Raw genomic sequence first — 13416 nt, forward strand, 5'->3', positions numbered from 1 at the left:
ATAATTCTTGTTCGAATAAAATGTGTCAAGTGATATTGACAAAACCAGTTCTCGCGGCTGATATATTGTCCCGCACGAACTCGCTCAGAAATTTTTCTACTCTCGTCCTGTGCAAGAGTAGCCATAAGCGTAAGTCTGAGTTCTCCGTCACCGTCCATTGTCCAGATGTTGTCCTCAACAAAGTAAACCTCAATACCCAAGTTTTTTAGCTCACGAGTAAACGTCAGCGTGTCAACCGTATTTCGTGCGAATCGACATACCTCTCTTGTAACTATAAGATCGAATTTTCCTTGCCGTGCGTCCTCGATCATTTGCAGGAACGACGGTCTTTTCTTAGCCTGCGTTCCCGTAATTCCTTCGTCAATGTATTTGTCGATAACGTTCCAGTTATTATGCTGTTTTGCTTGATCGTCATACCATTGAAGCTGATTTTCCAGAGCGGAGATCTGAGCCTCGTGCTCGGTGGATACTCGTCCGTAAAACACAACCGTTCGTTGTCTGTTCCTGTCTGGCTTTAATGTTGTGTACATTCAGTCACCTGTCCTTTCAAAGTCATGCACTCTTTTGCTTTTGATTGTCAAAATTTCTGATAATGTTGAGGTATGTAGGCTGATTTATCAAGCCTTTTTCAAAGAGAATTTCGATCATCAGCCTTACCTCATACTCAAATTCGATCTTCAATAAGTTACCTCCGTACTACAATTTTACTATTTTTTCAGCCACAATGTAATCACCAACTGCAACCAAATTTTTCTCTTTACTTGTAGCATTATCAATAAAAATCACATACTGTTTTCTTGGCACCTCTGATTTAATCTCTTTGATACTGCACAGCATCCTCGTAATCGATAATTCCATTGATCTTCCGTACTTCGTTTACGCACATAACGTGCAGACTTTGCAATGTTTCATCATCAACATCATTTATCGCCGCAGTCATATGCGACAGCTTTCCAAGCTCCACTGCGACTTTGAAAAGCAGACGGGCAAGCCGCTGTTCTGTACCTTTTATCTGTGCCTTGACCGTTTCCGTAATCAGTGGGGAGAGGTAGTTTACCTCTTCCTGCTGACGAAGGTAGCCGATGTAAAACTTCACGGCTTTCTCAATAAATTCTGTTTTCGAGGCACAATTATCCTCTTTATACTCCTGTTCGATCTTTTTAATTGTTTCCGGCTGAAAATACACAGCCATTTTTTCTTTTGCCATAAATCCGCTCCCTTTTTTCTCACGACTCCTGAAAATATGCTGCTTTTACGCACATTTCTGCACTTACGACCCCTGATTTTCGTAAAAAGCCGTATTTTGACTCCATGAGGCGACTGCCTAAAATATACACAAGACCAAGGCAAAAACTGCGTCTTTACGGCATATTTGCGGTCAGCTTTGCTGTCCGCTGTGAGAGTCATGGCGGCTTCAGACGCCATGACTTTAACCTGCAATGAAATATTTCACTTTCATCGTCATGCGGCAAATCGGAAATTTGTTCATAACCAACATATCCGGTTTCCGATGTGCTTTTTAACTGATTTCCGAACTTCGCGTTTATCACCTCGTACAACGCGCACAATCGGCGTGTGTGGGCTTGTACCGCCTAAGGTGGTATGGTTTACCCTACTACGAGTGAAAAGGGCAAATATCGCCGTTGTGTTGCGATGACATTTATGAATACTGTTTTGACTGCTGAACATCCCCATTCTTATTCGCAGAAGAGAAAAGGCGGACTGTCAATCAGCGAACCTATCTGCCAATTCTGTTTTGTTACTCACCTCTTAGCAAGTATAGATATTCTTTCTTCTGCTATTAATAATATTAGTTAGTATTAATCCTTAAAGGTATTGCGCTGTGACACAGAGGGTATCGCAATTCATGATCTGTAATCACGATAAATCAGCTTGTAGGAATTTTCTATCTGCCTGCCGCTTGGTGCATAACGTTTCTGCACTCTTATGAGATCTTTCTTTACAAGCTGACTAAGTATGCGGTCGATGTTTCTCACGGACATATTACAGGTCTGGGCAATATCTCTGCGACTTACCGTCGCACACTTTTCATCGTAATCGTAGTCGCTGTAAAGTACAGTCATCACCATGAACTCCTGCGGTGTGATGTCATCATATATTGCTGCCGGGAATGTCGGTTCAATATATCTTCTGTAGAATTTCTCGTTGACGGTTTTCATATGCATCTTCCTTTCGTTTTTCATTTTTATTTTTTTCTTCTGCCCCACAACAGTACAGTTTCTGTCAGAAAGTCTTGTTTGACTTAAGGACGTTTTTCCAAGCTTGATACGTTTCTGTTCCTCCTGCACGATCTTCGCTGTACTTCGCCGCTCGGTATCTCTCCTGCGTGGGATTTAATTTTCAAGATACTATAGAAAATGTTATTCTTAAACCGAATATTTTCTATTGATGCATATATATAATAACACCTCGAAATATGTTTGTAAAGACTTTGGTCGCATTTTCTGTCGAATGATGTTAATTATCTGATTTTAGAAAATATTGATTTTCTAAAATATAGTTGACAAAACCTGAATGCGGATATATAATAAATAAAAAGGATTTATCGAGGCACGCTATGAAATACGAAGAATTTGATTTTGAAAATGCGGATAAATATTATGGCATTCGCAAAAGCAATCGCAGTATTGCTTTCAGTGAACAAAAACTTGAAGTGAGCGTTAATACAGACGAGCTGCAGTTTAATATTAAGTTCACGATTGATGATCAGAGAAAAAGTGAATATGTAGAAGAGTTTTTGAAGTTTATAGAAATGCCTGTTGACAAACTTGAAAGTCACACTTACTGCAAGATGACAGAGCCCAGTATATTTGACGAACAAGGTTCTGTTCAATATCATACATATCTGTATGACGTTCAGCGGCAGTTTCAAAAGTTATCAATGTTTTGCTTTGACAAGGATTTTTATCCCGATGAATTCAGTCAGTATACTGCGGCACAAAGACTGATGCTTTTCAATGAAATCTATCCTGAAAGACCGTTCCCACAAACGCTTACACAAAAATTTGCTTTTGAACATATCAAGAATAATTATTTAGATACGCTGTCAAAACATACAGTAGCTATGGCAAGAAGAATCGGTGAACAAGTTTATGCAAAATACAGTTCCGAGGAAGTAAGCGATGCAATAGTACTGGCGAAGGAGCATGGAGACAATTCTGTAATAATGAAAATCACAAATGAATTTGCAAGTCCGTTTGAAAAAGATTACGGCCTTGATGCATTAACATCGCTGTTACCCGATGTCATAGGACGAGGTGTTGAGGTTGTCTATCTTTGCAGTACAGTAGAGGATTTGTTAATGCTCGCCTTCAAGGAAATGCTGGTGGCAAATGCTAAAATCAAACGATGCGGTTACTGCGGAAAATTTTTTATTATCAAAGGCAATTACAACACACAGTATTGTAACAGAATTCCCGACGGAGAAACGTTTAATTGTCAGACGCTTGCGTCACGAAAAAAATACCTTGAGAAAACTCACAGTAACGATGCTGTTAAGCTTTACTCAAGGTATTACAAAAGGTTTTATGCAAGAAGCAAAACCGGAAGTATGAAACCGGCTGCTTTTAAAAAGTGGAAATATCAAGCTATGCTGAAACGTGACGAGTGCATTGATGGTCAGATTACTTTTGAAGAGTTTAAAATATGGTTGGATAACAGTTTTGAGGGGAAGTGATGAACAGTTTCATTACAAGAAAACTAATATTATAATCCGAATTAGTCAAATCTCAATTATACGGATTTAAAAACAGGGACTGTTACAGCTGCAGCAGTCCCTTGTAGTTACATATGCAAACCTCTCCTATTAATTTAAATATGCTATCATTGAAACTTCATATTAGATGCAGTTAACAGACAAGCGCTCAGTTTTTTATTGACAAAAGTAGCTTTGGCTTATAAAACCTTGTTTTATGGCTACTTTATAAAAATTACATCTCTATGATATTCAAGATTATGTAACAATTCAGATGAAGCCAATAAATTCACCTTAGTATCATTTGAAATATGCAGTCGTGACCTATTTGAATAATCGACATAATGAGAAATAATCATAGTACCATCATCTTTAAACGAAATAAATCCACTATCCAAAAGACGGTCAAACGTTGCACTCAATAGAAATCCGTTTTCACAGCTCAAACGTTCTTGATTGTTACTGACTGCCCACGGTTTAATATGACTTGCAACGAGCACTCTCTTAAGGTTAATTCCTGTTACAATACACGAAGAAGAATACTTTTTCAAAAGGTTGTCACGAAATTGACCCTGTCCAATTCTTGAATGTATCAATGAATCACGTTCGGTAACAGACAAACGGTTATCCTTTTCTATGCTGTCTATAATTGATTTATAGCTGATTTCTCTGTCATCAATTGTTGCAACAAAACCTCTAAATTGCTTTAAAGCGTTGCTATACATATTATTTCCACGAGTATTTTTCTCGATAAAATATTTATTGTTCAGAATTATCGGTATAACTGTATCAAGTTCTGCAAGATTCATTTCAATCAATTCTTTTGTTATAACATTTTCTGATTGCATATCCTTGGAAATGTTTCCGACTGCAAGCATGTATTTGTATATTGAAGCATCGGATAACTTTGTCGTTTGCTTCATCCAATGGGAAAAATCACTTTGCTTATACAAAAAAACACCTTCTTAGTTTATGTTTTTATAGTGAATCTACCAATTAATTTGAGTTATATAAAATGCATTTACCTAAAAATCACAATAATCATTCTTCGAATAATGACAATTGTTCATACCCCAATTGCTCTCGTTCTATATACTCATCTACATTAGCTCCTTGAACTAATTGCCAAGCTGACTTACTTCCTTTTCGATTTGGTATCATTTCTAACATTTGGGCATCTCTCAATTTCCAGAAAACCCGTTTCATAACGTTTTCAGATTCAATTCCTGTTATTTCTCTGCCAATTTTATTGGTGATTTCACTATGACTTTTCATGTAATTCATAATTGTTTCTTCTGGCGAAGAAAGCTTTTCGTGTTTTATTATTACAATAACAGATGTTTCGGTTTCAATGATTTCCGGCTGCTTTAGTCTTAATTCCTTCATTGCTTTAAAAGCCGTATTGAGACCTTCTCCAACATCTTTGTTTGGCGGATTAGGAAATTTGTTTATGAGTCTTACAATTTTTGGATTTCTTGCAAATTGCTCAAACAATATATTCTTTAATGTGATATGACCTGCTAACTTTCCAGGGCTTTCCACTTCGACTCTGTTATCATATATTCTGACTTGAATATCTTTGGCAATGCTGTAATCTCTGTGAAGAACAGCATTGGTTATGATTTCGTGAATAGTAGTTTCAGGATATGATATATCACTAAAAGTAGTATCAAACTTCTTTATTGATTCAATAATTGATTTAACTTTTTGTACCGAAGCGTATATTTGATCATATGCACTTCCTTCAATTGTTATTGGATTGCCATCAAGTGTATCTCTGCTACCTGTTTTAGTTGTTTTATATCTAAATATTTTTATGGCTGAACGTTTTGGTAACACGATTTGTGGTTCGTCGGTAAATAACATAACACCAGCTATGTTTAAATTAGAATCTATACATAATTTTTGTGTTCTTAACCAAGTGTATTTTTCTATATTAGGAATAACAGCATGATAAAATACGTCATATATCTTTGAACCTATAGCATCTTGGATATCCGATTCTGGGACTGTCTCATTTTCATAAGGAAATATTCCCTTATCAATTTCCAATCGTTTAATTTTATCAGGGTCATTTATTTTAATGTTTTGTGCACCTTTTCTTATATAGATTGTACTATCCGAGGATTTTACTATTGAATTTGTCTTAAATACTGTTATCTGCATAAGATAATGATTGTTTTTGATATGCAGATATGTTATGTCATAATTTGCGTTTAATCCCTCAAGTGACTCCATAACTTGTATATATTTATTAGTTTCTTCTATACTAATAAATCCACCGAAATAACGTTCCTTGGTACGAGTGTTTTCGTTTATTCCAACATAAATATCTCCTCCGCTTGCATTCGCAAATGCGGATATAGTTTGAGATAATTTTGAGGGGTCTATCATTTCTGATTTAACATCACAATATTGACTTTCTTCTATGTTTAATAGTTTATATTGACTATCAGAATTGATTTCAATCGAATTGAACATTTTTATACCTCCCAAGAATCATATTATCTATTTCAAAAATCTAATCTGCACATTTAGCTTTAAATACTGTTCTCCGTTCTTCTCATAAATCGTACCGAATCCATGTTTGCTTTTGCTCGGCGTATCAAATCTAGTATTGGCGTAAAGATAATTTTTAAAGGCATTATGATTGTAAATGTGGTAACATACAACATCTCCGTCTTCTTTAACAATGATATATCCTCCTGTAGCCTCATAATCTCCAGTCCACAGGGTATTTGGTACCATTCCGAGTGCTATATTTGTGAGTAATTCTTTTACTTTGTGACGCAGAAAAACCTTGTTGTCAAGAGTGTGAACAACATCAGATTCCGCCACAATATCGGTTAACTCGGAAATGGAACTTGACTTGCCTTCAAAGTAAACTCGCATCATTTCAGCAAAAACGTTTGGCATTTCCGGCATAACCATTTTCAAATTAAAGTTAAGGATTTCATTTTCCGTATTGATAAATTTAATACTGCCGCCCAATGATTTAAGATAATCAAATTTATCCTTAAAGAACTTATATTCGTGGAAAATAGATTTTTCCCTTTCGGTCATCATATGTCCATTCAATTTAAATATAAAGTTTGTAGCTCTCGAAGCATTGAACAAGGTTGACGGACTTCCAAGCTGTGATTTAATGCTAAATCCAAAAGTATCATCTCTGCCACACATAATATCGTGAACCATAAGCACAATATCCGCTTTATCCTGCGACTTTGCCTTTAATGTTTTGCAATTTATCGACTCCGCAAAACTCCATACCTCGGGTAATTCAAATGCTCCTTTGGCTTTCTTTTGACCCTTTAATCCATTTAGCAGAATATCCGTCTGTTCAATGAATTTTTCAATAGGAACAGAACAAATGACTTTGCCATTTTCAGCGTTAACAATCTTTACTTCAGATTCACGACAATATTCAAGTTTGTCGCTTTTCTGCGCACGTATTACTTTCAGAACATCATAATATATTTCGGGTATCTTATTTGTATTTGCATCTGCAGCATATAACTTTCCGTCCGCAAGCAGTTTAAACAAAGTGTAAAGTTCGCTCCATTCGCCGATATTTCCTGTCATCCGTTGTCACCTCCATTATTTCACAAGATTCCCAGTGATGATATCTACTTTCCCGGGATTGATATATTTGTTTTTCTTCATATTATCAACAAATTCATCAAATTCAACATCATCGGCGGCAATTACCTCATTGATTCCCAAAAGTTCCCCTTTTTTAAGCTTTTGTTTCAAAGATGCTGTTTCATCCGATTTTAACATAATCAAGTAATTTTTGGCATTTCTGTGTACATATTTCAGTGCTATAGCCTCCAAGTCGGCTTGTTTATATCTTTCTCTTAAACTTGTTTTCAAACTTATTGCAATAGGATATTGTTCTTCTGTAAAACATATCACATCAAAATCGACATTTGGAACAAAAGTAACCTTTGCTTGCAAAAACATTGGTGTAATCTTTTCTCTAAAGAGACAAGTTTCGATAATTAATTCAAATACCTTTCCGTTCATGGCATTATTCTGCTTTTGAGTCGAAGCGTATGACTCATATTTCGCCCAACAATATTTAACATACTTTGATGGGCTTGCTGCCGATATTGTTGTAAAATCATCAGAAATATGTTCAGTAAATATGACACTTGATTTAGATTTTGCTTTTACTATATGATATTCTCGTAATTTGTTTTTGGTTGCCATAAAACTTATCTCCCTTATTGAATTTATTCCAGCTGTTTCAAACACTTCTTCATAAACTTAGCCATTTCCTCGACAGCCGGAATTGTAACAGCATTGCCAAACTGCTTGTATTTTGGACCGTCGGCAAGTTTCTCGGGGAAACTGAACTTATCTTCTCCCGTTTTTTTGTCAATGAAAGCGTAATTTACAAAGCCTTGCAACTTTCCCCATTCTCTCGGTGTCATAGCTCTGATACCTTTGTCATTGAGTGGAGTCTGCTTTGAAGTAACAACCTTACCTGCAACACCTTCTTTGGGGTCAATAACGAGATTTCGTTCTTTACCAGAGCCGCCTGTCGCAAGAATAGCATTGGAAACAGGGTGTTCAATCTCGGGAAGGTTTACGATTTTATATCCGAAGCCGTTTCCCTTGCTTTCGTGTCTTGCCTTATGACGTTCAAGTGTTTCCACATAACCCGAAGACAGAAAATACTTGTCATCGGCATCCATTTCCAGTAAGTTGCGAAGGTCTTCATATATAGGTTTTTTTCTGCAAATCGGAAGTTCGTTTGGAAGATTATCAACGGCATCTCCATAATAATCTCTGCTGAATCCCATTATGTAAACTCTAGGTCTGTTTTGTGGAACTCCGAAATTTCTTGAGTTCCTAACAAAATTTTTTGGAACATATACAAGCTTTCCTGTCTGCTCGTCCTTAACCACTCCGATAACTTTATAATTCAAACCGTTTACGAGAACATCAATAATCGTTGCAAATGTCTGTCCTTTTTGATGAGTTATGAGGTTATCCACATTCTCAAGCATAAAAGCTTTTGGGTTGGAACGCTTTATTATTTCGGCAATATCAAAGAAAAGAGTTCCTCTTGTCTTATCAAGGAAACCTTCCTGCTTACCGGCACGGCTGAATGCTTGACAAGGAAATCCTGCGAGGAGCACATCATAAGACGTGTTGACAACCTTTTGCTTGAATTCTTCGGTTGTAATATCATGCATAGGATTTTCGCCATACAGATGCTCGTATGTAAGGCAAGCATTCTTATCTATCTCAGCAGACAATACATTTTTAAAACATCCTGCCAGTTCGAAGCCTCTGCGAATACCTCCGATACCGGCACATAAATCTATTGTTTTGTATTTTCTGCTCATTTTAAATTACTCCTTTAATGCTTTGTAAATATGGTCGACAATCCTTTTTACAACGGGAACACATACCGTATTTCCGCACTGCTTATATGCTTGCTCTATCGGAATACCCGAAAACTTAAAATCATCCGAGAAACCTTGTAATGCCAAACATTCATATGGTGTCAACTTTCTTATTCCGTAGTCATCTCTGATAATCGGAACTCTGTCATGATATGTCCCCATATTTGCTTTGAGCGTGGGTGATATATCATATTTCTTTTTGGCCACACCGCTGTCATCAATGCGGTATATTCCTGTTTTATCAATAATTCGGCTGTTTAGCAAAGTGTAATACTTGCTGTCCAAACTATAGTAATAAATATCATTATGCTTAATTGAACGGTTGATAATACTATCTATGCTTTTGGTTAATTCTATTTCTTTGGGGAATGAAAACCTATCAAGCATTTCAAGATTGAGAAAAGCAACTATAAATGTTCGTCTGCGTTCCTGCGGAATGTTGCCATGCGTGCAGGCATTTTCTACATCATATTTGACTTCATATCCGAGTTCGGCAAGCGTATTGAAAATCGTTATAAACGTCCGACCATTGTCATGGTAAATCAAGTTACGAACATTTTCAAGGAAAATCACTTTCGGTTTTATTGCATCAGCAACACGTGCAATTTCAAAGAACAGATTACCTCTTGGGTCTTTAAAACCACGCTGATATCCCATAAGGGAAAAACTTTGGCAGGGGAACCCCGCAACCAAAACATCAGCTTTAGGAATTCTTTCTGCACTGATTTGTGAAATATCGGCACAGACAACATCGGTATCGGCAAAGTTGTTTCGGTATGTGATGCAGGCAAACTTGTCAATATCGTTCGCCCAAATTATTTCAAACCCTACCTGCTTAAAGGCAAGGTCTATCCCGCCGATACCCGAAAACAAACTTACTACCGTAGGTTTACCCATTATTTCTTACCGTTTTTTCTATAATGTCCGCACACTCGGACAAGTTCTTTTTTATATCTTTGCCCCAAAATCGCAAGACCGTCCAGCCGTCCAACTCAAGTTTTGCTGTCACCTCACGGTCACGTTCAATATTTCTCTCAATCTTTGGAATCCAGAACTCTTGATGTGATTTGAAATCGTGCTTGCGTTCTTCCCAATTATATCCGTGCCAAAATTCGCTGTCGCAAAACACAGCTACTTTCTTGCAAATAAAAGCAATGTCGGGTTTACCATAAACCGATTTGACATTCTTACGGTAACGCAATCCTCTCGACCACAGTTCTTTCATCAGCATAACTTCTATTTTCGAGCCTTTACTTTTTACTTGTTTCATATTGTAGCTGATTTGCTCGGGTGTTTTCTTGCTCACAAACATCACCGCTTTTATGATATATATTTATATTATACAACCAAAAATACCGCAAGTCAACTCAAAAATCCTCTCAAACGGCAAATTTAAAGGTCTTATTGAAAATGATAGGACTTATACAATTGATGATTGTTTTTGCTTTTATCACAACACAAAAACCTCCGCAGTATTAAAACTACGGAGGTTTTATCAGCATATTTATACATTCGCCCAAACCTTAACGGTCAAATCTTCCCATTGGTTTCGTCTGAGATACGATCCCTGTGCTTTTCGGTAGTGCTGAGCTTCCTCAAAGCCAAAGGTGTACTCATATAAGGGCAGTTGTAAATTTCGCTTATTTCTGTGCAATAGCAGCCTGAGCAGCAGCAAGTCTAGCAATTGGAACTCTGAATGGTGAGCAAGATACATAGTCAAGACCGATCTTGTTGCAGAACTCAACAGATGTTGGGTCGCCGCCGTGTTCGCCGCAGATACCGCAGTGGAGCTTTGGATTAACTGGCTTACCAAGTTCAAGAGCCATTTCCATAAGCTTGCCTACGCCGTTCTGGTCGAGCTTAGCAAATGGATCGTTCTCGTAGATCTTTGCATCATAGTAAGCATTGAGGAACTTACCAGCGTCATCTCTTGAGAAACCGAATGTCATCTGTGTAAGGTCGTTTGTACCGAAGCAGAAGAAGTCAGCTTCCTTAGCGATCTCGTCAGCTGTAAGAGCAGCTCTTGGGATCTCAATCATTGTACCAACCTCGTACTCAAGGTCAGAGCCAGCAGCCTTGATCTCAGCGTCAGCAGTCTCAACAACGAACTTCTTAACATACTTAAGCTCCTTGATATCATTTACCAGTGGGATCATGATCTCAGGCTTAACTGTCCAGTCTGGGTGATTCTTCTTAACGTTGATTGCAGCCTTGATAACAGCCTTTGTCTGCATCTTAGCGATCTCAGGATATGTTACTGCAAGACGGCAGCCACGGTGACCCATCATTGGGTTGAACTCGTGGAGTGAAGCGATGATAGCCTTGATAGTCTCAACAGGCTTGTTCTGTGCCTTAGCAAGAGCCTCAATATCAGCCTCTTCTGTTGGTACGAACTCGTGAAGTGGTGGGTCAAGGAATCTGATAGTAACAGGGTTACCCTCAAGTGCCTCATAAAGAGCCTCGAAGTCAGCCTGCTGCATTGGCTCGATCTTAGCAAGAGCAGCTTCTCTCTCTTCAACTGCGTCTGAGCAGATCATCTCTCTGAATGCAGCGATTCTCTCAGGATCAAAGAACATGTGCTCTGTACGGCAAAGACCGATACCCTCAGCACCCAGCTCTCTTGCCTTCTTAGCGTCAGCAGGAGTATCTGCGTTTGTTCTAACCTTCATTGTTCTGAACTTGTCAGCCCAGCCCATGATCCTGCCGAACTCGCCAGCGATTGTAGCGTCAACAGTTGGGATAATACCATCGTAGATGTTACCTGTTGAACCGTCGATAGAAATGTAGTCACCCTCGTGGAACTCCTTGCCTGCGAGTGTGAACTTCTTGTTAGCCTCGTCCATAACGATATCTGAGCAGCCAGATACGCAGCATGTACCCATACCACGAGCAACAACGGCAGCGTGTGATGTCATACCGCCTCTAACTGTAAGGATACCCTGTGAAGCCTTCATACCTGTGATGTCCTCAGGTGATGTCTCAAGTCTTACGAGAACGACCTTCTCGCCTCTCTCGTTCCAAGCCTCAGCGTCATCAGCTGTGAATACGATCTTACCACAAGCAGCTCCTGGAGAAGCGCCAAGACCCTTGCCCATAGGAGTAGCAGCCTTGAGTGCCTTTGCGTCGAACTGTGGGTGAAGAAGTGTATCGAGGTTTCTTGGGTCGATCATTGCAACAGCCTCTTCCTCAGTTCTCATGCCCTCATCAACGAGGTCACAAGCGATCTTAAGAGCAGCCTGTGCAGTTCTCTTACCATTTCTTGTCTGAAGCATATAAAGCTTACCGTGCTCAACAGTGAACTCCATATCCTGCATATCTCTGTAGTGATCTTCAAGTGTCTTACAAACCTTGTTGAACTCAGCGAATGCCTCTGGGAACTTCTGCTCCATTTCAGAGATGTGCATTGGTGTACGAACACCGGCAACAACGTCCTCGCCCTGTGCGTTTGTAAGGAACTCACCGAACAGACCCTTAGCACCTGTAGCTGGGTCTCTTGTGAATGCAACACCTGTACCGCAGTCGTCACCCATGTTACCGAATGCCATGGACTGAACGTTTACTGCTGTACCCCATGAATAAGGGATATCGTTATCTCTTCTGTATACGTTAGCTCTTGGGTTATCCCATGAACGGAATACAGCCTTGATAGCGCCCATGAGCTGCTCCTTAGGATCAGTTGGGAAGTCAGAACCGATCTTAGACTTGTACTCAGCCTTGAACTGGTTAGCCAGCTCCTTAAGATCCTCAGCGTTCAGCTCAACGTCCTGCTTAACGCCCTTCTTAGCCTTCATTTCGTCGATAAGCTCTTCAAAATACTTCTTACCAACTTCCATAACTACGTCAGAATACATCTGAATGAATCTTCTGTAGCAGTCCCAAGCCCATCTTGGATTACCAGACTGAGCAGCGATAGTCTCAACAACTTCTTCGTTAAGACCGAGGTTAAGGATTGTATCCATCATACCAGGCATTGATGCTCTAGCACCTGAACGTACAGAAACGAGGAGTGGGTTCTCCTTGTCACCGAACTTCTTGCCTGTGATCTCTTCCATCTTTACAATGTACTCGTTGATCTCTGCCATGATCTCAGGATTGATCTCACGGTTGTCCTCATAATACTGAGTACAAGCTTCCGTTGTGATCGTAAAGCCCTGAGGAACAGGGAGACCGATATTTGTCATCTCAGCAAGGTTAGCACCCTTACCGCCGAGAAGCTCTCTCATGTTGGCATTACCCTCAGAGAAAAGATAACAATACTTCTTTGCCATTGGTTTTTTACCTCCA

13 protein-coding genes are annotated in these 13416 nt (G+C 39.0%); 1 reads left to right on the top strand and 12 read right to left on the bottom strand.

Annotated features, from left to right (window positions below; all coding sequences use genetic code 11):
* From DW015_RS02335 to DW015_RS02345, 4 genes are all read right to left on the bottom strand, one after another.
* Positions 1-530: recombinase family protein (locus tag DW015_RS02335; protein WP_147338130.1), on the bottom strand; the 530-nt coding region annotated here is incomplete at its 3' end.
* A 22-nt stretch (positions 531-552) separates the two neighbouring features.
* Positions 553-681: a hypothetical protein gene (locus DW015_RS13840; RefSeq protein WP_256320378.1), complete on the bottom strand. Its 129-nt coding sequence runs from the start codon at positions 679-681 to the stop codon at positions 553-555.
* 130 nt (positions 682-811) lie between these two features.
* Positions 812-1207 carry a hypothetical protein gene (locus DW015_RS02340; RefSeq protein WP_117903908.1) on the bottom strand — a complete coding sequence of 132 codons (396 nt, stop codon included), beginning with the start codon at positions 1205-1207 and terminating at the stop codon, positions 812-814.
* 658 nt (positions 1208-1865) lie between these two features.
* The gene (locus tag DW015_RS02345; RefSeq protein ID WP_117903910.1) at positions 1866-2309 is read right to left on the bottom strand and encodes a hypothetical protein; all 444 of its coding nucleotides are present in this window, start codon (positions 2307-2309) and stop codon (positions 1866-1868) included.
* A gap of 269 nt (positions 2310-2578) precedes the next feature.
* Here DW015_RS02345 and DW015_RS02350 point away from each other — a divergent pair, with 269 nt between their 5' ends.
* Positions 2579-3697 carry a DUF6076 domain-containing protein gene (locus DW015_RS02350; protein WP_117903912.1) on the top strand — a complete coding sequence of 373 codons (1119 nt, stop codon included), beginning with the start codon at positions 2579-2581 and terminating at the stop codon, positions 3695-3697.
* 239 nt (positions 3698-3936) lie between these two features.
* Here DW015_RS02350 and DW015_RS02355 read toward each other — a convergent pair whose 3' ends face one another.
* From DW015_RS02355 to ppdK, 8 genes are all read right to left on the bottom strand, one after another.
* Positions 3937-4668, bottom strand: a complete 732-nt coding sequence (locus DW015_RS02355) for an HNH endonuclease (protein ID WP_117903914.1) — start codon at positions 4666-4668, stop codon at positions 3937-3939.
* 88 nt (positions 4669-4756) lie between these two features.
* Positions 4757-6196 carry an ATP-binding protein gene (locus tag DW015_RS02360; protein ID WP_117903916.1) on the bottom strand — a complete coding sequence of 480 codons (1440 nt, stop codon included), beginning with the start codon at positions 6194-6196 and terminating at the stop codon, positions 4757-4759.
* A 27-nt stretch (positions 6197-6223) separates the two neighbouring features.
* Positions 6224-7297 carry an HpaII family restriction endonuclease gene (locus tag DW015_RS02365; protein WP_117903918.1) on the bottom strand — a complete coding sequence of 358 codons (1074 nt, stop codon included), beginning with the start codon at positions 7295-7297 and terminating at the stop codon, positions 6224-6226.
* Positions 7298-7312: 15 nt separating this feature from the next.
* Entirely contained in the window at positions 7313-7927 is a 615-nt protein-coding gene (locus tag DW015_RS02370) for a hypothetical protein (protein ID WP_117903920.1), read from the bottom strand.
* A gap of 23 nt (positions 7928-7950) precedes the next feature.
* Positions 7951-9072: a DNA (cytosine-5-)-methyltransferase gene (gene dcm, locus DW015_RS02375; protein ID WP_117903922.1), complete on the bottom strand. Its 1122-nt coding sequence runs from the start codon at positions 9070-9072 to the stop codon at positions 7951-7953.
* A gap of 6 nt (positions 9073-9078) precedes the next feature.
* A complete protein-coding gene (gene dcm / locus DW015_RS02380) occupies positions 9079-10029 on the bottom strand; it encodes a DNA (cytosine-5-)-methyltransferase (protein WP_117903924.1) in 951 nt (316 codons plus the stop codon).
* Complete coding sequence (locus DW015_RS02385) at positions 10022-10438, bottom strand: very short patch repair endonuclease (RefSeq protein WP_278305893.1); 417 nt, start codon at positions 10436-10438, stop codon at positions 10022-10024. The genes dcm (DW015_RS02380) and DW015_RS02385 overlap by 8 nt, the downstream gene beginning before the upstream one ends.
* Positions 10439-10772: 334 nt before the next feature.
* Positions 10773-13400: a pyruvate, phosphate dikinase gene (gene ppdK / locus DW015_RS02390; RefSeq protein ID WP_117903928.1), complete on the bottom strand. Its 2628-nt coding sequence runs from the start codon at positions 13398-13400 to the stop codon at positions 10773-10775.
* Positions 13401-13416: the final 16 nt, after the last annotated feature.

The sequence above is a fragment of the Ruminococcus sp. AF37-20 genome (assembly GCF_003460465.1).
In the GTDB taxonomy this organism is placed as follows: domain Bacteria; phylum Bacillota; class Clostridia; order Oscillospirales; family Ruminococcaceae; genus Hominimerdicola; species Hominimerdicola aceti.

Coding starts and splice junctions, on each gene's coding strand:
- DW015_RS02360 (WP_117903916.1), bottom strand. CDS start 6,196: ATGTTCAATTCGATTGAAATCAATTCTGATAGTCAATATAAACTATTA.
- dcm (WP_117903924.1), bottom strand. CDS start 10,029: ATGGGTAAACCTACGGTAGTAAGTTTGTTTTCGGGTATCGGCGGGATA.
- DW015_RS02365 (WP_117903918.1), bottom strand. CDS start 7,297: ATGACAGGAAATATCGGCGAATGGAGCGAACTTTACACTTTGTTTAAA.
- DW015_RS02350 (WP_117903912.1), top strand. CDS start 2,579: ATGAAATACGAAGAATTTGATTTTGAAAATGCGGATAAATATTATGGC.
- DW015_RS02340 (WP_117903908.1), bottom strand. CDS start 1,207: ATGGCAAAAGAAAAAATGGCTGTGTATTTTCAGCCGGAAACAATTAAA.
- dcm (WP_117903922.1), bottom strand. CDS start 9,072: ATGAGCAGAAAATACAAAACAATAGATTTATGTGCCGGTATCGGAGGT.
- ppdK (WP_117903928.1), bottom strand. CDS start 13,400: ATGGCAAAGAAGTATTGTTATCTTTTCTCTGAGGGTAATGCCAACATG.
- DW015_RS02370 (WP_117903920.1), bottom strand. CDS start 7,927: ATGGCAACCAAAAACAAATTACGAGAATATCATATAGTAAAAGCAAAA.